Origin of the sequence: Streptomyces ossamyceticus (assembly GCF_001418475.1) — a bacterium.
Taxonomy (GTDB): domain Bacteria; phylum Actinomycetota; class Actinomycetes; order Streptomycetales; family Streptomycetaceae; genus Streptomyces; species Streptomyces ossamyceticus.
The window spans coordinates 1-21,578 of sequence record NZ_LIQX01000712.1 but is presented as its reverse complement, the minus strand read 5'-3'; the positions used below and the strand labels follow the sequence as shown (position 1 = coordinate 21,578).

Here is a 21,578-nt window from a genome sequence, read left to right as displayed (position 1 = left end):
TCCTTCTTCCTCCCGTCTGCGGGCCGTGATCCGCAGGGCCGTGGAGGATGCGCTGACTGCCCGGGGAGGGGCTGGTGGGGGGCACGCGGGCGGGCGCGGTGTCCGCATCGGCCGGAACGCTCCCGCCGACCGTGACGCGCGACGCCCAGGATCGGGCACGGCGCTGTATTTCCGCTGAAGTCCCGGCGACGCCCTCGTGGGCCACTGCGCGGGCACGTCGGAGCCGCCGTACAGCACCGTGTGCGCGGTGGCCGAGGCGCGTGCGGCGGGACCGGCGGAAGGGACCCAGGTCGAAGAACCACGGCGACAGACGGACCGCGTCGAGGACGGCGTCGCCGGCGAACAGGCGCCAGAAGGTGGGGTTGCAGGCGAGGCCCGAGCGGGCGCGCCGGTGCGCTGAAGCCCGGGCGACGGCCTCATGGGCTGCGCGGCGGCCCTGTCGGGCCCGCTCGGCGGAGGAGGGCGCAAGACCGGCTTTAGGAGGCGCCCGAAGCATGGCGGCGCCGCGTACGACGAGCCTCGGCCGGGACCGCCCCGTGTCCGGCCGACCTGCGCCACGGCGCGGTGCGGCTCCGCCCGGGGGTGCCCCGGGCGGAGCCGTCGGGGAGGCAGCCGACGGCGCGTGACGCCGTCAGGGCTTCCCCCTGGGCCGTGAGGCCGACTTCTCCCCGACGAGGGGCCGACGTGCAGGAGGGACAGCCCGTGACGGGATCTGACAGGGCCAGGCCGGCCGGGAACGCGGCGGTGCACACCCAGGTGTGCATCATCGGCGGCGGACCGGCGGGAATGACACTCGGCCTCGAACTGGCCCGCCGCTCGGTGGAGGTCGTCGTCGTGGAACAGAGCGGCCACTTCGACCGCTCTTTCCGCGGTGAGTCGATCTCACCCGACTCGGTGTGGCTGCTGGACCGTCTGGGGATCCTGGACAAGGTCCGCGACCAGACGCTGGAAACCCGCCGGATGCAGATCATGGACGGCGGCCGGGTGGTGCTGGACGCCGACTTCTCCGCGTTCGACCAGCCGTGCCGCTACCCGATGGAGCTTCCGCAGCCGCCGCTGCTGACGGCGCTGGCCGAGGAGGGTGCCTCGCTTCCGGGGTTCACCCTGCTGCGGCGGAGCACCGCGGTGGAACTGCTGCGGGACGGCGAGGCGGTGACCGGCGTCCGGGTCCGCGGCCCCGAGGGGGACGTCGAGGTGCGGGCCACGCTGACGGTGGGCGCGGACGGCCGGTTCAGCAAGGTGCGCCAGATGGCGGGCCTGCCGTACGAGAAGATCCCGCTGGAGCGGGACTTCGTCTGGTTCAAGGTGCCGGTCCCCGAGGTCTGGGACCCGCACACCTACCGGGTGCGGATCCGGGGGAACCGGCACGGCCTGTTCATCCCCACCGTGCCCGACCTGGTTCGGGTCGGCTTCAACATCCCCAAGGGCGGCCTGCGGGAGATGCGGGGGCAGGGCCTGCCGGCGCTGTACGAGCGGATCGACGAGCTCGCCCCCGAGATCTCCCGGGAGGTGCGGGAGTCCGTCACCAGCTGGTCCGACACCTCCATGCTGGACATCTTCACGACGGTCGTGCAGCGCTGGTCCATGCCCGGCCTGGTACTGATCGGCGACGCGGCGCACACGCTGACACCGGTGCTCGGGCAGGGCGTGAACCACGCCATCACCGACGCCGTGATGCTCGCCCCCCTGGTGGCTCCCGTCCTGCGGGGCTCGGGCGACCACCGGTCGGCGCTGCTGAGGGCCACCGAGCGTTTCCAGCACGAGCGGGAGCAGGCCGTGGCCCGCTCCCGTGACCTGCAGCTGCGCCAGGAACGGGCGTTCGCGCTGTCCGGCACCGTGCCGGTGGCGCTGCGCAAGCTCGCCTACCGGCTGGTGAGTTCCAACGACGCCCTGAAGCGGCGGATCGTCGCGGGCATCTACTACCCGCTCCAGGAAGCGCACCGCACCGGCCGCACCGTGGTGCGGGTGGCGTCCTCCGCACCCGCCGCGCCCGCCGCCCACCTCGGCGCCGACCCGTCCGACGTCTGACCCCGCCGACCTCGCACCGCGCCTTACCCCACCGCCCGACTCCGACGCGCTACGAAGAGGATTCACCACCATGACCGCACAGCCCGAGACGGCACCCGACACCGCTGCCGCGCACTCCGCCCACGACGACGAGGACGTACGTCCCTACCCCTTCGAGCGGCCGTCCGCGATGCAGGCCTGCCCGGTCTACAAGGACCTGCGGGAGACGTGCCCCGTGTCCAAGGTGAGGATGCCCAGCGGCGACCAGGCCTTCCTGGTCACCACGTACGACGAGGTCCGCACCGTCCTGTCGGACCAGCGGTTCAGCCGGGCCGCCACGCTGGAGGACGGCGCCCCCCGGCTGGCGGCCGCCCCGCAGAAGTTCAAGAGCCTGCTCAACATGGACCCGCCCGAGCACACCCGGGTGCGCAAGCTGGTCTCCAGGGAGTTCACCGCCCGTCGGGTCGCCGCTCTGCGCCCGCGGATCCAGGAGCACACGGACGCCCTGCTGGACGCGATGGCCGAGCAGGAGGGCCCGCTGGACCTCATCCCGGCCCTGGCCTTCCCGCTTCCGGTGATCGTGATCTGCGAGCTGCTGGGGGTGCCCTTCGACGACCGGGAGAAGTTCGCCGCCTGGGCGAGCGCCTTCCTGGCGACCACCTCGCGGACCAAGGACGAGATGCTGGAGGCCCAGATCGGGCTGTTCACGTACCTCTCCGAACTCGTCGAGGCCAAGCGGGAGAACCCTGGTGAGGACCTGCTGTCGGCACTGGTCCAGATCCACGACGAGGACGGTGACCGGCTCAGCCACGAGGAGCTCATCTTCCTGGGGATCAGCCTTCTCGTGGCCGGCCACGAGACGACGGTCAACCAGATCGCGAACAGCGTGGTCGCGCTGCTCACCCACCCCGAGCACCTGGCCGCCCTGCGCGCCGAGCCGGAGCTGATCGGCAACGCCATGGAGGAGATGCTGCGCGCCTACCCGCCCGGCGACGAGGCTCTGCTCCGGATCGCCACGGAGGACGTCGAGCTGGGCGGTGTGCTGATTCCGGCGGGCAGCGCCGTGCTGCCGGGGCTGGCCTCGGCCAACCGGGACGCCCGCCAGTTCAGCGACCCGGACGGGCTCGACTTCCACCGGCCGACGAACCCGCACTTCGCCTTCAGCCACGGCCCGCACTACTGCATCGGCTCCGGCCTGGCCCGCCTGGAGCTCCAGATAGCGATCGGCACGCTCATCAAGCGCTTCCCGACACTCAAGCTGGCCGTGGCGCCGGAGGAACTGCCCCGTCCGCACGGGATGCTCGTCCACGGCATCACCGCGTTGCCCGTCACCTGGTGACGAGGCCTCGTACGACGCCTTCTCCACGCGGTACGCGACTCCCCCGGGCGGGGCCGGTCCTCCGGCCCCGCCCGGGGCGTTCGTGTGGGCGGCGTACACACGGCGTACCCGCCATGAGGCGGGCGGACGAGCCCCCTGGTCGAGCACGTGGCCGGACCGGAGACGGACGGCCGTCCGGCCGGACGCAGCCGCACGTGGGCCCCGGCCTTGAACAGGCCGGGGCCCACGTGCGGCGAGCCGGAGGCTGCCGGGCAGAACGCGTCAGGACCGGTCGTGTACCGCTGTGGAGCGCGCCCGTACGACGAAGACGAAGGCGACCAGCGCTGCCAGCGCGGGCGGTACCGCGGACAGCAGCAGGATCTCGCGGCCCGGGACGTCCAGTGCGAGGAGCCCTCCGCCGACGGCGGGGCCGATGACGGAGCCGGTGCGGCCGAGCGCGGCGGCGTAGGCGACACCGGTCGTGCGGGTCGCGGTGGGGTACAGGGTCACCGCGAGGGCCGTCTGGCCGAGCACGCCCGCGACGATGCCGGCGCCGGCCGCGGCCAGCATCACCAGCAGCGCCGCGCGGGCGGTGTCCGCCCACGCCGTCGCGACGAGGAACACGACGGCCGTCAGCGCCATCACGGTCAGGGCGCGCGGCGTACCGAGCCGCGCGCACAGGGGAACCATCACCAGTCCGCCGAGCACACCGCCCACGGCGATCATCGACGTGCCCACCGGTGCCTGCTCGGGAGTGAAGCCGTATCCCCGGGCGAGCAGGGTCGGCAGCCAGGTGAGGAGGCCGTAGTTCGTCGTGTACATCAGGAGGGCGAAGCACCACAGCAGTACCGTCGGCACGGCTGTGCCCTTCTCGAACAGCCGGCGTACGGACGGGTCCGCCGCCTCCGCGCGTCGCACGGCGGAGGAGGGGGTGCCGGGCAGGCCCCGTACCAGCAGGGGGACCATCAGAGCAGGCAGCAGGGCACCGGCCCAGAACACGGAAGTCCATCCGAACGCTGTGATCAGGGGCGTGCTGGCGAGGCCTCCGGCGACGGCGCCGACGGCGATCGCCAGGACGACCGCGACGCTGGCGGACTCCCGCCGCGCGGGGGGCACGTGCTCCGCGGTGAGGGAGACGCACGCGGGCAGCACAGCGCCGAGACCGAGCGCCGTCAGCAGGCGCGCCACGCCGAGCATCGTCACCGAGTCCACGGGCACCGTCAGTGCCGACCCCGCCGCGAAGACCAGGGTGCCGGTGACGATCAGGGGTTTGCGTCCGAAGCGCGCGGCGGCTCGGGCGGAGCACAGGTAACCGATCACCACACCGAGGTTGGTGGCGACGAGCGCCGGTGTGAACGCGGACTCGTCCAGATCCCACTCCCTCGCCAGCGTCGGGACGACGAAGCCGAGCGAGGCGGTGTCGAATCCGTCGAGGAAGATGGTCAGGAAGGCGAGGACGACGACCCGCCGACTCGTCGTCCCGGCACCTCCCTCGGCCGTCGCGTCCGCCGGACGCTCGTGAGTTGTAGTCATCTGATGTCACCTCGGGTTCACGGGCGCGGGCCCGCGCCCTGGTGTGCGGGGTTTGCGGTCGGAGGGGGGCGGACGACCGCCGCCGGAACCGATGCGGTTCCGGCGGCGGTCAGGCCCGGTGTCCGGAGCCCACGGGCTCCGGACACCGTCGGGCCCCTGTCGAGGGGGCGTGTGTCACGTGGTGGTGACGCAGCAGGCTGTCGGCCGTGCCACCCTCGACGCGGGAGACGGCGGCCAGCCATTCACTCAGCCCGGTGCGGCCCAGCAGGGACCGCAGCCGTTCACCGGCACCCGGCTCAGACACGGCCCGCGGCCTGCTCGCGCAGGGCGGACACCACGCGCCACAGCGAGGCGGGGGTGGCGAAGGTGTCGGCCATCAGCTCGGAGTCCGGGACGGCGATGCCGTACGTCTCCTCCACCCGGACCAGGACCTCCACCATCGCGAGCGAGTCGAGGCCGGCCGCCTTGAGGCTGGTGTCGGGCTTCAGTTCGCCCTGGGCGGCGAGCCGGGGCAGGGCCTCCTTGAGGAGTGCCGAGTACGTGGGGTCCCAGGGCGCGGCGGGTTCGTCCGCCGTGCCGACAGGCGTCGTCCCCGTGGTCGTCTCTGTCATGGCGGTGGTGTCCTCCGTACGGGAAGCGGTGAGAGGGGAGACGGTGTGGCGCCGCAGGGTCAGGCGGCCGGCGGAGACGGTCTCGGTGCCGTCCACGACGAGCTCGGCGGGCGCCGGGTGGCCGAGGAAGCCGAGCAGGCTCGCGGACAGTCCGTAGGCGCCCACGTTGGGGAAGGCCAGCAGGTCGCCCGGGCGCAGCCCCGGCAGGTCGACCGCGCGGGCGAGGATGTCCGCGGGGGTGCACAGTGGACCGGCGAGGGTGACCATGGCGGGTTCCCGGTCACCGGCGTCGTCCGCCGCCGGGCCGGAGCCGGCCAGCGGCTGGGCGGAGAGGGGCAGTAGACGGCCCAGGCCCGACAGGCCGCCCAGGTGGTTGATGCCGGCGTCGAGCACCGCGTAGGTGTTGCCGCGGCTGTTCTTCACGTCGGTGACGGTGGTCACCAGCCGGCCGCTGTCGCCCACCAGGTAGCGGCCGGACTCGAAGGCGATCACCGGTTCGCCGTCCCGCCAGCCCGGCAGGTGCTCGTCGAGCACGGCGGTCAGGGCCGTGCGCAGCCTCCCGTACACGGGCCGCTCGCCGGGGTTCGCGTACGGGGCGGCGAAGCCTCCGCCGAGGTCCAGCAGATGCAGGGGGATGCCGAGTTCCTCCCGGAGCTGGGCGGCGGTGCGCACACTCTGGGCCAGTTCGGCGATGAGACCGTCCTCGTCCCGGGAGTTGGTGAGCGGGAAGAAGTGCATTCCGATGATCCGGACGCCCTTCACCAGGAGCCTCGCCCCGTGCTCGGCCAGGTCGTCGAGGTCGAAGCCGAACTGGGAGGGGCCGCCGGTCATCCGCAGCCCGGCCTGGCCCGGTGCCCCGGCCGCGTTGATGCGCAGGACGCAGTCCGCGGTGACGCCCTGGGCGTCGGCGGCGGCGCCGATCCGCTCCAGGTCGCCGAAGGACTCGGCGGAGAAGGTGCGCATCCCCGCCGCGATCGCCTCGTCGAGCTCGGCGGGGACCTTGCCGGGACCGGAGTACATCAGTTCCGCCGCCGGATGACCGGCCTCCAGGGCCGCGGCCAGTTCGCCGCGTGAGGTCACCTCGGCGCGGGCGCCGCCCCGGCGCAGCTCGGCGACGAGGTCGGGGTGCGAGTTGGCCTTCAGCGAGTAGTAGACGCGGCACGGCTGGGGCAGGGCCGCCCGCAGGTCCTCCAGGGCTGCGCGCACCCGGGCCAGGTCGTAGACGTAGAGGGGGCTGCCGTACTGCTCGACGAGCCGACGGACCGTCAGGTCGTCGCCGGGATGCCCGGCGTGGTCGTGGTCAGTGGCCATCGGTGCCCTCCATGAGCCGCCGGCGCAGCTCCTTGCGGTCGGTCTTGCCGTTGGGGGTGAGCGGAAGAGCGTCCAGCACATGGCAGACGTCCGGCACCTTGGCGGCTTCGAGGCGGTCCCCCAGCCGGGCCAGCACCTGCTCCCCGTCCACGTCGGGACGCTCGCCGACGACGAAGAGGACCATGTCGCGGTCGTCCTCCGGCACGAGCAGCGCCGCTTCCCGCACGCCGTCGATGTCGAGCACGGCGGCCTCGATCTCGACGGAACTCATGCGTGAGCCGCGCCGCTTGAACAGGTCGTCCCGGCGGCCCTGGAAGTAGACGTGCCCGTCCTCGTCGAGCCGGCCGTAGTCACCGGTGTGCAGGGTGACCGGGCCGCCGTCCGCGCCCGGCCGGAACCGCAGGGCGGTCTGCTCGGGGGAACGCCAGTAGCCGGCCATCAGGTGCGGGCCGCGCACCACTATCTCGCCGGTCTCCCCCGTCGGGACCGGCCGTCCGTCGTCGTCGACGACGAGCACCTCGGTGCCGGGCAGCGCGGGCCCCACCGAACCGGGGCGGGCCAGATCGCCGTCGGGTTCGAGGATGGTGATCCGCTTGCACTCGGTGGTGCCGTACATGGGCACCACCGACGCGCCGGGGAACGTCTCCCGGAGTGTGGCGATGAGCGGGGCGTTGAGGGCGGCCCCGGTGTTGGTGAACAGGCGGACGCGGGTGGATCGCTGGTCGCGGGAGGCGAGTTTGACGAGCAGTTCGCCCAGGGACGGCACGAGAGGCACGACGGTCGCCCCGTGGTCCCGGGCGAAACCGAGCAGCCGGGCGTGGTCGGCGGGGCCCGACAGCAGCAGTTCGGCGCCGGCCAGCGCGCTGAGGAAGACCTGGTAGAGGCCGTAGTCGAAGGAGAGCGGGACGGCGGTGAGCACGACGTCGTCGGGGCGGTAGTTCAACCGTGCCGCGATGGCGCGGGCGGCGAACGCCACGGGCCCGTGCGGGCAGGCCACCCCCTTGGGTGCCGCGGTGCTGCCCGAGGTGTAGATGAGCAGGGCGAGCCGGTCGGCGGGCACCTCGGTCTGACTACGGGCGGCCGGGTCGGCCGGACCGGACAGGTCCAGTTCGGAGACGACGGCGACCGGCACGCCGGACGGCCAGCTGAGGCCGTCGGCACCGTCGCGCTCGGCGTCCTCGGCGACGATCAGCGAGGGTTCGGAGTCGGCGATCACCGACTGGAGGTGGAAGGCCTTCATGCCCGGGTTGATGGGCACCAGGACGGCACCGTGTCGCCAGGTCCCGTACAGCAGGGCGGTGAACTCGCGGCTGCTGCCGACACGGGCCAGCACCCGGTCGCCGGGCTTGACGCCGTGGCCGTCCAGGATCCGGGCGAAGGAGTCGGCGGCGGCGTCGAGTTCAGCGTAGGTCCACATGCCGTAGCGGTCCCGCACGGCGGGGGCGTCGGGGCACCGGGCGGCGGCGGCCGTCAGGAACACCTCGGCGGCGTTGTCGACCCGGGGGGCGGTCTCGGTCCCGACGGCGTCGTCGATCAGGGCCGAGGCCGGAAACGACGTCAGTGTGCTGGTCACGACCGCGCCTCCTCGTCGTGCGCGGCGGGCGTCTGCCAGGCCGGTTCCTCGGTGATCTCCAGCACGGCGCAGGTGGAGGTGAACCCCGAACCGGCGCCGATCAGCAGGACCGTGTCGCCGACGCGCAGCAGCCCGCGCTCGGCGAGGTCGTTGAGTCCCGCGAACTGGTCGCCCGCGCCCAGGTGTCCGCTGCGCCGGGCGAACTCCCAGCTGGTGCGGTCCTCAGCCAGTCCCAGGACGGTGCCGGCCTGCCACTCCATCTTGCTGCGGCCGCTCGCCGGGATCACGGCCCAGGTGATGTCCTCGCGCTGCTTGCCGGCGTCGGCCAGCGCCGCGTCGACGGCGGCCACCGCCACACCCACCAGACGCTGGGTGGCCTCGCGCAGGTTGCCGTGGTGCTGGAGGTAGTGACCGAGGCGCTCGGCGAGTCCGAGCGGCTTCTCGTCGGGCAGCGGGGTGAAACCGGGGCCGCGGGTGACCACCTCCAGCGAGTTGTCGGCCCGGGTCGCGGTCGACAGCAGCTTGGCGAAGCCGCCCTGGTTGGAGAGCAGCAGCGCGGTGCCGCCGTCGCCGTAGACGATTCCGGCCTCGTCGCGCCAGCGGTCGATCAGCGGCTCGCCGAAGCGGTCCGCGGTGGTGAGCATCGAGGCGGCGGCACCGGGCGTGGTGGCCAGATGACGGGCGGCCAGCTCCATGGCCCCCGTGCCGGCGTTGCACTCCTGCTTGAGTTCGAACGCGGGGACGCCCCTGCCGAGCGCCTTGTCCGCGACGTACGAGGCCACCGGCCACAGGGTCTGCCCTTGGAACCAGACGTAGCTGTGCAGCAGCAGGCTCACGGTCTCGGGGTCCAGCCCGGACCGCTTGAGTGCCGTGGTGGCCGCCTGGACGGCCATGTCGGGCGGTGCGACCTCCTCGTCGGCCACCCGGATGGACAGCAGGGCGTCGGCCTCGAACTGTTCGGGGTCGTACTTGCCCGCTTCCACGGCCGCACGTGTCGGATACGGCTCCGGGAGCCAGGATCCCGTGGCCGCCACGTAAACGCTTTCCCAGCGCATGGTCCTCCCATCATCGGTGGCTGATCTCTCGATCCGTCGTGTCGTGTCAGGAGATGAGCCCTCGGGAGGAGCGTGTGGGGGACGGCTTTGGCCCGGCTAAAGAAGGGGACCGCCGGGGCACCGCGTGTGCGGGCGCAAGTGCGGCTTCAGTGACCCCGCCCAGGCTGGGGGCGCGTGACGTGAGGAACGCCGCGTCCAGGCCGCCGAGAGGAGCCAGCACATGCACAGGACCGATGGGGACGGCGCAGACCCCGGGCGGTGGTGGATGCTCGGGATACTGTCCCTGGCCTTGTTCGCCATCGTGCTGAACAACGGGCTGCTCAATGTGGCGATACCGGTACTGATGCGCGATCTGGGCGCGGGCATCGGGCAGGCGCAGTGGATCGTCGACAGCTACGCCCTGGCCTTCGCCGGGGTCCTGCTGACCGCGGGAGCGGTGGCCGACCGCTTCGGCCGCAAGCGGGCCACGCTGGGCGGCGCGGCGGTCTTCGGGGCGGGCTCCCTGATCGCGCTCGGCGCGGACGGCCCCGGCCAACTGATGGCGGCACGGGTGGTGATGGGCCTGGGTGCCGCCTTCATCATGCCCGGCACGCTGGCCATCATCGTCGACGTCTTCCCGGAGGCCGAGCGTGCCCGGGCGATCGGGGTGTGGAGCGCGGTCTCCGCCCTGGGGGTCGCGGCCGGCCCGGTGGTCGGCGGTGCCCTGGTCGGGCACTTCTGGTGGGGGTCGATCTTCCTGGTCAACCTGGTACCGGTGGTGGTGGTCCTGGTCGGCGGGGCACTGTTGCTGCGCGAGTCCGCCGACCGGGCGCCGCGGCCACCGGACCCGGTCGGTGCGCTGCTCGGCACCGCGGCCATGGCGGGGCTGGTGTTCGGCGTCATCCAGACCTCGGGGCACGCGCTCACCTCGCTGCCCGTGGTCGGTGGTCTGGCCGTGGCCGCGGCGGCGGGCACCGTGTTCGTCATGTGGGAGCGGCGGCATCCGCATCCGATGCTCGACACGGACCTGCTGCGCCGGCCCGCGTTCATCGGGGCGAGCGCGAGCATTCTGCTCCTCATGCTGGGGCTGGCCGGCACCCTGTTCGTGCTCACCCAGCGGCTTCAGTTCGTGCTGGGGTACACCCCGCTGCGCTCGGGCCTGGCCGTGATGCCGGTGGCCTTCGCGGTGGCGCTGGGCACGCTGTTGTGTCCGGTGCTGGACCGGCGGGCCGGGGCGCGGGGCTGTGTGGCCGTGGGCCTGTCGGCCGCCGCGTGCGGTGTGCTGGTGCTGGGGCAGTGGGGCGAGGGGTACCCGCCGGTGTTCGCGGGTCTGGTGCTCATCGGAGTGGGCTTCGGACTGTCCATGGCACCCACCACCCATGTGGTGATGTCCCTGGTGCCCCCGGAGCGTTCGGGGTCCACCGCGTCCCTGGACATGACCATGCAGGAGCTGGGCACCGCCCTGGGGGTGGCCGTGGTGGGCAGTGTGCTCGCCGGCCGTTACGCCGATGCCGTGGCGGGTGCGGCCGGGGGCGTGGGCGAGACCCTGCGAGCAGCCGAGCGGGCCGGGGGTGAGGCCGGGCACGTCCTGGCCGCCACCGCCCGCCGGGCCTTCGACGACGCGGCGGCGGCGGGGCTCGGTGTCGCGGCGGCGGCCGTGGCCTGCGGTGCGGTGGTCGCCGCGCTGCTGCTGCCGGGACGGGCGGGTGCCGGGGCGGCTGTCGCACCTTCGGTCACCAGCCCCCGCGAGACCGGACCGACCCCTGCCCACCAGGGCTCCGCCCGCCCCCGAGCGTGAGCGCCTGCCCTGCCCGTACGACCGTCATGGACGCCGCTTCAGCGATTCTCCAGCGGCGGGGGCGACGCTGGAGACCTGGTCGTCCCGTGCCCCGTTCGCGTGGCGCCGGCACCACGAACAGCATGAGGAGATTCACCAGATGACCGTTCAGCAACGCTCGTTCCTGGGCAGAGCCCTGTATGTCGGCCCGTCACTGCGGACCTTGCACGAGCAGTACGCCAAGCACGGGACCGTCGACGCCGGTGCGCCCGTTCTCGCGTCCTGCGAAGTCACTGTCCGAGCCCCGTCGTCGGAGGTGTGGGAACTGCTGGCCGACATCGCTCGATGGCCCTCCTGGGTACCGGGGGTCACGCAGGCTCACGTCGACGGCGGCCTCGCGCCGGACGTCCCGTTCCGCTGGGTGCTGAACGGAATGCGCGTCAAGTCCACGCTGGCCGTGGTCCGGCCGGGATCCGAACTGTCCTGGACCGGCACGCTCGCCGGGACCCGCGGAGTGCATCGCTTCCTGCTGGAGCCGGCGCACGGCGCCACCCGCGTGCGGTCCGAGGAGTCGATCGGCGGTCCACTGGCGGGCCTCCTCTACAGCAGCGACAAGCTCAAGGCCGTCCTGGCCGACTGGACCGCCGCCCTCAAGTCCCAGGCAGAGAAGACGGGATCGACTCGATGACCATCGCACTGGCCTACAACCCGCTCTTCCTCGCTCTGCGGTTCCTGCTGGAGGTGTTCGCGCTGGGCTGCTACGCCGTGTGGGGCTGGCGCACGGTCCCGGGGCCGCTGCGTTTCGTCGCCGCGATCGCCGTCCCCGTGGCGATGGCGATGCTGTGGGGCAACTTCGCCACCGCCGGCGACGAGGCCCGGTCGGGTGAGACCACCTTCGACACTCCTGGCCCGCTGCGGCTGCTGCTGGAACTCGCCGTGCTCGGCGGGGCCTGGGCCGCGCTGCGGCACATCGGCGCCCTGCAGGTGGCCAAGTACTACCTGATCGTGCTGGTGGTCTACCACGTCTGCGCGTACGACAGGATCTGGTGGCTGCTGCGGCACTGACCGTTCACCGGGCCCGTCGCCCTCGGGTGCGGGTGCGTNNCCCTCCCGCGCACGCACCCGCGCGTGACGGAGTGCGCCTCGGAGCGGTTTCGGCCCGACCGGTGCCCGGCCTCTCCACCCACGTCGGCGGGCCGTCCGCTCCGGTCTCGGAGCGGACGGCCCGCCGGTCGCGTTCGGGTGCGTCAGACACCAACCGCCTGAGAGGCCTCCGCGAAGTCGCGGCCGCCCACGCCTGTGCGGTGGGCGACCTCGTACCGTCGCAGCACCTCGGAGAGCCGGTCGAGGAAGGCGCTCTCCTGCTCCCTGATGTAGAAGTGACCGCCCGGCACCACGACCGTCTCGCAGTCCTCTGTGGAGTAGAGGGACCACTCCCGTACCTCCGGGACCGTCACCAGGCGGTCGTCGGCCCCGGCGAAGGTGTGCAGCGGAATCGGCAGCGGGGTGCGATCCACGCCCCCGGCGCCCTCACAGAGCATCAGATCGCCCCTGACGACCGGCAGCAGCGCCGCCAGCCACTCGGGCCGGTCCAGCAGCACGCGGGGCAGACCTCCGAGCGCGGCCAGCCCGCGCATGAGTTCATCGTCGTCCGCCACGTAGCCGTGGGTGATGGGCGGGGCCGGCAGGTGGGGGGCCCGGTGGGCTCCGAGGAGGAGCGCGAGGGGGAGCCGTTCGCCGCGAGCCCGGCGGTGCTGGGCCAGGGCGAAGGCGACGAGCGCCCCCATGCTGTGCCCGTACAGCACGTGCGGGTGGTCGAGTTCCTCGCCGAGCTCCCGGTCCAGGTCCGCCACGAGTGCGGGGAGATCGGTGAAGCGGGGCTCCGTCATCCGGCCCTCACGGCCCGGCAACTGCACCGGCAGCACCTCGACCCCGGCCCCCAGCCACCGCTGCCAGCCTGCGTAGGCGGAGGCGCCCCCGCCCGCGTAGGGGAAGCAGAACATACGCAGGCGACCGTCGTGCCGTGGACCACCGCGTCTCAGATATCGCGTCATAGTGACCGGAACTCCTCTCGTTGCGCGGTGGCCACCAGGTGGCCGGTACCCGCCGTGCCCCCAGCGTCGGGAGCGGCGCTTAAGGGCCGCCAAACGCCCCGGGCGGCGAGAGGAACGCTCCCGGTCGGCCTTCGGGAGGCGGGGCTCAGACCGAGGCGGGCGTGAGCGGTGCGAAGCGCAGTCCGTCGCCGCCGGGCACGGCCGGATCCGGTGACTCCAGGGCCGGGTCGGCCCGCAGGATCGCCTGGTGCAGCCGCTGCAGCCGCGTCGACGGCTCCAACGCCAGCTCACGGATGAGGCACTGACGCAGCCTCTGGTAGATGCCGAGGGCGTGGGAGGGCCGGCCCGAGCGGTACAGCGCGAGCATCAGCTGCGCGTGCACGGTCTCGTGCAGCGGGTGCTGCGCGGCCAGCGCGGTCAGCTCCCCGAGCAGCGCGGCGTGCCGGCCGAGCCGCATGTCGGCCTCGATCCTGGCGTCCAGGACGCCCAGTCTCGTCTCCTCCAGCCGCACCGTCTCGACCTCCAGCGCCCGGCCGATCTGCACATCGGCCAGGGCGGGGCCGCGCCACAGCGCCAGCGCCTGGTGCAGCAGCGCGGACGCCTCCCGTGCGGTGCCCTCGCGCAGCGCCGTCTGCCCGGCCACGGACAGCCGCTGGAACTGCGTGGCGTCATCGGGCCCGGCCACGTCCAGCGCGTAGCCGCCGTACCGCGTGCACAGGATGTCCTTCGGCCCGCGCACCGCGGTCGGGCCCAGCGCCGTGGCCAGTCGGCGGCGCAGTTGCCGTATGTAGGTCTGGAGGGTCGCGGGCGCGGTGCGTGGCGGCGCGTCCCCCCACAGTTCGTCGAGCAGGGTGGACACGGTCACGACCTGGCCGGCGTGCAGCGCCAGCAGGGCGAGCACCTGGCGGGGCTTGGCCGCGCTGGGCACTACGGACGTGTGGTCGAGCTGGGCGACGAGCGGCCCCAGGACCCGGACCTCCATTGTGGTTCTCCCTCCAGCCAAAACCGCTCGGCTTGCGTTTCCGAGCGCTTCACAGTGGCACGGCGGGCCGTGCCACTCCCAGTGAGCGCTTCATCGCCGCAGCGTGAATAACGGAGGCGGTGACCCATGACGAATTCACATGGGAGGCATGAGGGGAACACTGTCGGTGACGACCCCGCTGCCCGAAGAATCCTGTCTGCCGGTCCGATCACGGCGACTTCCGATCCATACACAGGTCTTTGCGGAGGGCAACGTGCACGAAGGCGTTATTTCCACTCTCGACGGTACGTCCGCCACGGAGCAGACCGTGGCCTTCGACCGGATGCCCGGCCAGGAACTGCGGTTCATGGAACTGGTCGCACGGGCGTGGTTGGAGCCGGAGCTGTCACGCCGCTACCAGGTGGACGCCACATCGGTGCTCGACGAGTTCGGCGTCACGCTCGCTCAGGGGCAGCAGCCCCCCTCGCTGCCCGAGAACCCGGTGGGTGAACTGACCATCGAGGAGCTCTCCCGGCCGACGACCGCGCACGCGTTCCTCTGCTTCTGCCTGACCGAGGACGTGTCCCCCGAGGCCCGTCACACGTCGTCGGGGACCGGCGGCCGGAGGATCGTTCGGTGACCGCCGTCTTCGGTGAGCGTCCCGCGCACCCGTCGAGAACGCACGACCCGCGGCTCGTGGGGTTCCGCAGTCACCTGAGAGCGGAGGTCGTCGCCGACGACGCCGCGTACCTGCTGTCCGACCGGGGTGTGACCGCGTTGCAGGGCGATCACATCGAGGCCCTGGTCCCCCTGTTGGACGGCACCCGGGACCTGCCGTCCCTGCTGCGCGACGCGGCCCCCGAGATACCGCCCGAGCAGGTCGGCCGGCTGATCGCGCGGCTCGCCCAGGCCGGTCTCGTGGGCTACTCGACGCCGGTCGCGGTCTCGGGCGGCTCGGAGGAGGCGGGCCGGCCGGCCCGCGCGTTCTGGGAGCTGGCGGGCCTGGACGGCACGGTGGCGCTGCGGCGGCTGGCGGCCGCCCCGCTGGAGGTCCTCACGGTGGGCGGCGCGTGCGCCGAGGGGGTGCTGGAGGCGTGCCGGGCCGCGGGGCTCGCGGTGGCCGGCAACGGCCGGGCACACGGCGCGCACTGCGTGGCCGGGAACGACCTCGCCCCGCTGTCGCTCGTCGTGTGCGACGACTACCTGAACCCCGAGTTGCGTGAGATCGACGCCCTGCACCGGGCCACGGGGCGGCCCTGGCTGCTGTCCCGGCCCGGTGGTTCCACCGCGTGGGTGGGCCCGGTGTTCCAGCCGGACTCGGGCCCCTGCTGGTCGTGCCTGGCCCACCGGCTGCGCGGCCACCGGCTGTGCGAGGCGCCGGTGCGGCGGGCGCTCGGCCTGACCGGGCCGGTCCCCCGGCCGGCCGCCCAGGTGCCGCCGTCCGCGGCGGCCGCCGCGCAGCTCGCGGCGCTGGAGACGGCGAAGTGGCTGGCCGGCTACCGCTATCCGGGCCAGTCCGCGGTCCTGACCCTGGACACCCTCGCCCTGACGACCCGTCACCACGAGCTGCGGCGCCGCCCCCAGTGCCCGGACTGCGGTGACCCCGGTCTCGTCGCACGTCAGGTGCGGCAGCCGGTGACGCTCGTCTCCCGGCCGAAGGCGTCGTACGCGGGGGGCGGGCACCGGGCGCTCTCCCCGCAGGAGGTCCGTGACCGGTACGCGCATCTGGTCAGCCCGGTGACCGGGGTGATCGAGGAGATCCGCAGGGACCCGCGGGCACCGTCGGGCCTGCACTGCTATCTGGCGGGCCGTAACGCCGCGCTGGGCGGAACCGACCTGGCGCGACTGCGGGCCGGGCTGCGTCACCTCAGCGGCGGCAAGGGCGCCACCGCGCTGGACGCCGAGGTGAGCGCCATGTGCGAGGCGCTGGAGCGGTACAGCGGCACCCTCCAGGGGGACGAGCCGCGCACCAGGGACAGCCTGCGGGGCCTGGGGGACGTCGCCGTCTCCCCGGACGCCTGCCAGCTGTTCGCCCCGCGGCAGTTCCGTGACCGGGAGCGGTGGAACGCCCTGCACGACGCGTTCCAGTACGTTCCCGAACCCTTCGACGACCGGGCCCCGGTCGACTGGACGCCGGTGTGGTCGCTCACCGAGCAGCGGCAGCGGCTGCTGCCGACCGGCATGCTGTACTTCCCGGGTGCCGCCGACGGGTCGTCCCGGCCGGTGGCCGGCAGGCGCTCGCTGCGCGCCGACTCCAACGGCAACGCCGCGGGCAGCAGCCCGGAGGACGCGATCCTGCACGGCTTCCTCGAGTTGGTGGAGCGGGACGCCGTCGCCCTGTGGTGGTACAACCGCACCCGGCAGCCCGGTGTGCGGCTGCACGGCGCCGACGGCTTCGGCGACGCCTGGACCGAGGAACTCCTCGACGTGTACCGGCACATGAACCGTGAGGTGTGGGTCCTGGACCTCACCTCCGACCTGGGCGTGCCGGTGTTCGCGGCGGTGTCGCGGCGCACCGACAAACCCGCCGAGGACATCATGTTCGGGTTCGGGGCGCACTTCGACCCGGCGGTGGCGCTGCGCCGCGCGCTGACCGAGATGAACCAGTTGCTGCCCGCGGTGGTCGGCGCACGGGCCGACGGCACGGGCTACGGCACGACGGCGCCCGAACCGCTCGGCTGGTGGTGGGGGGCGACCGTGGCCACACAGCCGTATCTGCTGCCCGACCCCTCCCTCCCGGCGCGCGGCCCGGCCGACTTCGCCTTCCGCAACCGGCCGGACCTGCGGGACGACGTCGAGGCCGTCGTCGAGCTGCTGCGCGGGCACGGCATGGATCTGCTGGTGCTCGACCAGACGAGGCCCGACATCGGGATCCCGGTGGTGAAGGTGGTGGTACCGGGGCTGCGGCACTTCTGGGCCCGGTTCGCGCCCGGCCGACTGTTCGACGTGCCGGTGCGGCTGGGCCGGCTGGCCACGCCGACACCGTACGAGGACCTCAACCCCGTCCCCTTGTTCCTCTGACTGTTCATCTGAACGGAACGGCGCCCCACCGCCGTCCCCCGCATGCCCCACAGGAGCCCCCATGACCGCCGAGAGGCCGTTGAGCACCGTCGTGACACCGCAGAGCGAGAGGCGCTGCGTCGCCCTGTGGTCGCTCCGCGAGGACGTTCTGGTGGACATGGGCGGCCCGGCCAGTTCCGTGGTGCTCTCCGGCCGGTGGGGCGAGACCCGGCTGCACCGGGCGGGACCGCTGGTCCGCGAGGCGCTGCGGCGGATGAGCCTCGGCCCGATCTCGCTGGCCAACGTGGCGGCCGAGCTGGCCGCCGACAGCTCCGTACGCCCCTCCTCCCCCGGGGGGCGCACGGCCACCGTCACGGGTGCGCAGGCCGAGATCCTGATGGTGCTGCACCGGCTGCAGCACATGGTGGTGCGCTCACTGACGCTGGAGGGCGCCGACCAGCCCCTGTTGTCGGTGGTGCCGATCGCGCAGTCGGCCCGGTACCGGCCGGACGCCGTCGACCGGCAGCGTCCGGTGCGGCTGTCCCGCTTCGCGTTCCTGCGCAGCGAGGGCGAGGGGTTCGTGCTGGAGGGACCGGTGTCGCTGTACCGGGTCGTGCTGCACGCTCCGGAGGCCGCGTGGGTCGTGAGCATGCTCGGCCGCGCGCTCACGGTCGACGAGATCGCCGCGGCCGTGCCGCTGCCCGCCGCGGTGGTCGCCGAGATCGTCGGCCATCTCCTGGGGACCGGCATGCTGCTCTGCGCGGAGCAGCCGTCGCACGCCGCCGACCGCGGCGGCCCGGGCGCGTCCGAGGAGGGCCGGGGCGGCGGTGACCCGGTGCCGTCCTTCGCGGAGGACCGGGACCCGGCGCTGCTGTCGTGGGGCGCCGTCGACCTGCTCTTCCACAGCCGCTCCACGCTCGGCCGGCACGACGCGGACTTCGGCGCGACGTATCCGCTGGCCGGGCGGCTGCCCCCGGCCCCGGCCGTCAAGCCGCTGCCGGACGGCCCGCGTCTCGCCCTGCCCCGGCCGTCCCTGAGCGAGGTGACGGCCGAGGACCCGCCGCTGACCACCGTGGTGGAGGGGCGCCAGAGCATCCGGAACTACGGTGCGGAGCCGCTCACGGCCGCTGTGCTGGGCGAGTTCCTGTACCGGGCGCTGCGGGTCCGCGGCCTGCACGAGCGGCAGGGCGAGGGCCGGCAGGAGGAGGCGTACACCGACCGGCCGTACCCGAGCGGCGGCCGCGCCTACGAGCTCGAGTTCTATCTCACCGTCCGGGACTGCGCCGGCATCCCGTCGGGCACCCACTACTACGCGCCGCTGGAGCACTGCCTGGTGCAGATCGACGAGGGGGAGACGGACTCGGCGACGGCGGAACTGGTCGCGGAGGCGCAGATCAGCGCCGGGCTGGTGGATCCGCCCGCGGTGGTCATCACCATCACCTCGCGCATCCACCGGCTGTCCTGGAAGTACAGCGGTCTCCCCTACGCGCTGACGCTGAAGCACGTCGGCGCGGTCATTCAGAACTTGTATCTGATCGGCACCGCGATGGGCCTGGCCGCGTGCGCCCTGGGGAGCGGCGACGTCGAGCTGGCCGCCCGTACCACCGGCACTGACTGGCTGACCGAGCCGAGCGTCGGGGGATTCGTCCTGGGCGTGGCCCCGCAACTGTCACCAAGCATCCCTTAAAATCGCACAGTTGGTCCATGAGTCCTGCATTTAATACTTACAGTTCAATGATCCCGCATACACTGGTCGCTCCTTGATCCCGTTCTGGTGAGGGGCTTTCATGGAGGCAGCCGCGCCGGCCGCGGAGACTCAGGTCGACCGCTCCTTAGGAGAGACCGCCATGGGCGGGGTCGGCGGCAATCCCACCCTGTCGGCGGCGGTGCGCGCCCTGGGCCTCAGTGCCCCGCCGCCCCGGCTCGCCCAGAGTGTCGTCCTGATCGTCGAGTGCGGTTTCGTCCTGACCGGCTTCCTGAACATCGCGGACGCGAGGCCGGGGCCGTTGACCCTCGTCGCCTCGGCCCTCGGCTTCAGCCTGGTCTTCCTTCTTCAACTCGTGCACACCACCCAGCGTCTGCGGCGGTTCCGGGCCCGCTGGTACCGGTGGACGCTCACCCTGCAGGCCCTGCTGACGTATCTCCCGCTGTTCGTCCTGGGGTTCGGCTGGGGTGGGATGGCCGGCTTCCTGGGCGCCTCCCTGCTGCTGGTCCTCCGGCCGACGGTGGCCTGGCCGCTGTTCGGGCTGGTCGCCGTGGCGGCCGCGAGCACGGGCCCGCTGCTGGGCATGCACTTCGTCGGCTCGGTGTACATCGCCGTCTCCACGGTGCTGACGGGACTGATCGTGTACGGCCTGAACCGGCTCGCCCAGCTGGTGGTCGAGGTGCACGCGGCCCAGACGGAACTCGCCCGGCTGGCTGTCACCCAGGAGCGGCTCCGCTTCGCCCGGGACCTGCACGATCTGCTCGGCTACAGCCTGTCGGCGGTGACCCTCAAGAGCGAACTGGCGTGCCGTCTGGTGCCCGCGGCCCCCGAGCGGGCCCTGGAGGAGCTCAAGAGCATCCTGGAGATCTCCCGGCAGGCCCTCTCCGACGTACGCACGGTCGCCCGCGGCTACCGGGACATGTCGCTGTCCACGGAGGCGGTGTCGGCGCAGGCGGTCCTGGCGGCCGCCGGCATCCAGGCGGAGGTGGAGTGCCGGGTGGACCTCCCCGAGGGGGAGGTGAGCACCATCATGGCGACCGTGCTCCGCGAGGCCATCACCAACCTGCTGCGCCACAGCAAGGCGGAGCACTGCCGGATCGAGTTCCGCGGGACGTCGTCGGGCGACCTGGTCCTCACCATCGCCAACGACGGGGTGCAGAAGAACGCCACGGCCTTCCGGGACCCGTCGGACGGCTCGGACGGCAGCGGCCTGGGCAATCTGCAGTTCCGGCTGGCCTCGATCGGGGGCCAGCTGATGTCCGGGCTGGACGAGGCGGGCTGGTTCGTCCTGCGGGCCGCGGCCCCGCTGCGCCAGACCGCGTACCGGACCGACTGAGAGCCGCGGGCGGCGGAGCGGGCGGGGACCGGGGACGGACTCGGGGCCGCGGGCCGGGCAGGGGCATCGCACCCCGTCCGGCCCGCGGCCTCTCACAGCCAGCCGCTCTCCCTGGCGACCCGGATCGCGTCGACCCGGTTGCGGGCGTTGAGCTTGGTGACCACCGTCGTCAGGTAGTTGCGCACCGTCCCGACGGACAGGAACAGCAGGCGCGCGATGTCCGCGGCCTCCGCCCCGTCCGCGGCCAGCCGCAGCACCTCCGTCTCACGGGGCGTCAGCGGGTTCTCCCCGTTGTCCAGGGCCGCCAGGGCCAGCTGGGGGTCGATCACCCGCTTGCCGGCCGCGACGTCCCGGACCGCGTCGGCCAGCCGGTCCGGCGGTGCGTCCTTGAGGAGGAAACCGCCCACCTGGGCCGCGAGCGCCTTGCGGAGCGTGCCCGGCCTGCCGAGGCTCGTCAGGATCAACGTGCGGCAGGAGGGCAGCTGTTGGGCCAGCTGGGCCGCCGCGCTCAGGCCGTCGAGGCCGGGCAGGTCGACATCGATGATGGCGACATCCGGCTGGTGCTCCAGTGCCGTGGGGAGGATCCGGTCCCCACGCTCGACCTCGGCCACGACCGTGAGGTCACCCTCCAAGGCCAGCAGTGCCACCAGGGCCCCACGGACCATGTGCATGTCCTCGGCGAGCAGGATGCGTATCACTGTGCTCCCCCCGGGGGGCCGAGAAGGTCACGTCGGCCCGATTGACGAGGACATTACTTGACAGAGGGTGCCCGTAAAAGATCAGAGAGCGATTTCCTTTAAACTTCACCTTAATCCTGGGCCCACTGCGCCACCTCGATCCGCATGGCGGTGGTGACGGTGCTCTCCTGCACGGCCTGCACCTCGACAGGGATGGTGAAGGTGCCCAGTTCCTCGTCGGAACGGAACCCTCCGACCGTCGCCCGCAGGCTGGTGATGCGGTCCAGCTCGGCGTAGTCGGTGAAGTCGGTTTCTATGGACGCGATCGACAGGCTGCACGGGTCGAGGCCGTGCAGCCGCGCCACGGAGGCCACCGCCAACTGCCGTGCCGCCTCCATCTGCAGATGGCCCGGCACATGGTCCAGCGGGTGGTCGAAGACGTGCGGATGGCTGGTGTCCACCACCAACTGACAGGAGAAACCGCCCTGTTCGCCTTCCGCGACGGGCTCGGTGACGAACACGTTCCTGGCGTCGCGGCGGCCCACGGCGCACGGTTCGGCCGCCGTGAAGCGCGGCAGCAGGAAACCGGGGTGGTCCGGCAGCTGCCGCCTGCTGCGCATGGCCTGGTAGGCGGTCCTGGACAGGATCAGCAGCCCGCCCTCCCCGCGCATCGCGGGCCGC

17 protein-coding genes are annotated in these 21,578 nt (G+C 72.8%); 9 read left to right on the top strand and 8 right to left on the bottom strand.

The features are described from left to right. The first annotated feature begins 702 nt into the window (after positions 1-702). Positions 703-2,028: an FAD-dependent oxidoreductase gene (locus tag AOK15_RS37325; RefSeq protein WP_240508772.1), complete on the top strand. Its 1,326-nt coding sequence runs from the start codon at positions 703-705 to the stop codon at positions 2,026-2,028. 70 nt (positions 2,029-2,098) lie between these two features. Continuing rightward, positions 2,099-3,346 carry a cytochrome P450 gene (locus tag AOK15_RS37320; RefSeq protein WP_055523128.1) on the top strand — a complete coding sequence of 416 codons (1,248 nt, stop codon included), beginning with the start codon at positions 2,099-2,101 and terminating at the stop codon, positions 3,344-3,346. A 261-nt stretch (positions 3,347-3,607) separates the two neighbouring features. Here the strand turns inward: AOK15_RS37320 and AOK15_RS37315 are convergent, their stop codons facing one another. From AOK15_RS37315 to AOK15_RS37300, 4 genes are all read right to left on the bottom strand, one after another. Next, positions 3,608-4,858: an MFS transporter gene (locus AOK15_RS37315; protein WP_055523126.1), complete on the bottom strand. Its 1,251-nt coding sequence runs from the start codon at positions 4,856-4,858 to the stop codon at positions 3,608-3,610. 296 nt (positions 4,859-5,154) lie between these two features. Further along, positions 5,155-6,780: a phosphopantetheine-binding protein gene (locus AOK15_RS37310; protein WP_055523124.1), complete on the bottom strand. Its 1,626-nt coding sequence runs from the start codon at positions 6,778-6,780 to the stop codon at positions 5,155-5,157. Then, positions 6,770-8,353, bottom strand: coding sequence for a class I adenylate-forming enzyme family protein (locus AOK15_RS37305; RefSeq protein ID WP_055523121.1), 1,584 nt, complete (start codon positions 8,351-8,353; stop codon positions 6,770-6,772). Before AOK15_RS37305 ends, AOK15_RS37310 begins: the two co-directional genes overlap by 11 nt. After that, the gene (locus tag AOK15_RS37300) at positions 8,350-9,408 is read right to left on the bottom strand and encodes a ketoacyl-ACP synthase III family protein (RefSeq protein WP_055523119.1); all 1,059 of its coding nucleotides are present in this window, start codon (positions 9,406-9,408) and stop codon (positions 8,350-8,352) included. Before AOK15_RS37300 ends, AOK15_RS37305 begins: the two co-directional genes overlap by 4 nt. A 220-nt stretch (positions 9,409-9,628) precedes the next feature. Between AOK15_RS37300 and AOK15_RS37295 the strand changes: the two genes are divergently transcribed. From AOK15_RS37295 to AOK15_RS37285, 3 genes are all read left to right on the top strand, one after another. Next, on the top strand, positions 9,629-11,185 hold the full coding sequence (locus AOK15_RS37295; protein WP_055523117.1) for an MFS transporter: 1,557 nt from the start codon (positions 9,629-9,631) through the stop codon (positions 11,183-11,185). Positions 11,186-11,324: 139 nt separating this feature from the next. Then, positions 11,325-11,852: an SRPBCC family protein gene (locus AOK15_RS37290; protein ID WP_055523115.1), complete on the top strand. Its 528-nt coding sequence runs from the start codon at positions 11,325-11,327 to the stop codon at positions 11,850-11,852. Continuing rightward, on the top strand, positions 11,849-12,229 hold the full coding sequence (locus AOK15_RS37285; RefSeq protein WP_055523113.1) for a YrdB family protein: 381 nt from the start codon (positions 11,849-11,851) through the stop codon (positions 12,227-12,229). Before AOK15_RS37290 ends, AOK15_RS37285 begins: the two co-directional genes overlap by 4 nt. A gap of 182 nt (positions 12,230-12,411) precedes the next feature. Here AOK15_RS37285 and AOK15_RS37280 read toward each other — a convergent pair whose 3' ends face one another. Beyond that, on the bottom strand, positions 12,412-13,218 hold the full coding sequence (locus AOK15_RS37280; protein WP_240508771.1) for a thioesterase II family protein: 807 nt from the start codon (positions 13,216-13,218) through the stop codon (positions 12,412-12,414). A gap of 145 nt (positions 13,219-13,363) precedes the next feature. Continuing rightward, the gene (locus tag AOK15_RS37275; protein ID WP_055523109.1) at positions 13,364-14,200 is read right to left on the bottom strand and encodes an AfsR/SARP family transcriptional regulator; all 837 of its coding nucleotides are present in this window, start codon (positions 14,198-14,200) and stop codon (positions 13,364-13,366) included. A 253-nt stretch (positions 14,201-14,453) separates the two neighbouring features. Here AOK15_RS37275 and AOK15_RS46275 point away from each other — a divergent pair, with 253 nt between their 5' ends. From AOK15_RS46275 to AOK15_RS37255, 4 genes are all read left to right on the top strand, one after another. Continuing rightward, positions 14,454-14,819 (top strand): TIGR04351 family putative TOMM peptide, encoded by a 366-nt coding sequence (locus tag AOK15_RS46275; RefSeq protein ID WP_240508770.1) that lies wholly within the window; start codon positions 14,454-14,456, stop codon positions 14,817-14,819. Next, positions 14,816-17,200, top strand: coding sequence for a TOMM precursor leader peptide-binding protein (locus AOK15_RS37265; RefSeq protein ID WP_055523107.1), 2,385 nt, complete (start codon positions 14,816-14,818; stop codon positions 17,198-17,200). The genes AOK15_RS46275 and AOK15_RS37265 overlap by 4 nt, the downstream gene beginning before the upstream one ends. 61 nt (positions 17,201-17,261) lie before the next feature. Next, the gene (locus AOK15_RS37260) at positions 17,262-18,866 is read left to right on the top strand and encodes a SagB/ThcOx family dehydrogenase (protein WP_055523105.1); all 1,605 of its coding nucleotides are present in this window, start codon (positions 17,262-17,264) and stop codon (positions 18,864-18,866) included. Between the two features lie 100 nt (positions 18,867-18,966). Continuing rightward, positions 18,967-20,220: a sensor histidine kinase gene (locus AOK15_RS37255; RefSeq protein ID WP_055523104.1), complete on the top strand. Its 1,254-nt coding sequence runs from the start codon at positions 18,967-18,969 to the stop codon at positions 20,218-20,220. 92 nt (positions 20,221-20,312) lie between these two features. On the opposite strand, the gene AOK15_RS37250 is transcribed toward AOK15_RS37255, so the two are convergent. Both AOK15_RS37250 and AOK15_RS37245 read right to left on the bottom strand, forming a co-directional pair. Further along, the gene (locus AOK15_RS37250) at positions 20,313-20,918 is read right to left on the bottom strand and encodes a response regulator transcription factor (protein ID WP_055523101.1); all 606 of its coding nucleotides are present in this window, start codon (positions 20,916-20,918) and stop codon (positions 20,313-20,315) included. 110 nt (positions 20,919-21,028) lie between these two features. Continuing rightward, a partial coding sequence (locus AOK15_RS37245) for an AfsA-related hotdog domain-containing protein (RefSeq protein WP_276206254.1) occupies positions 21,029-21,578 on the bottom strand: 550 nt, incomplete at its 5' end.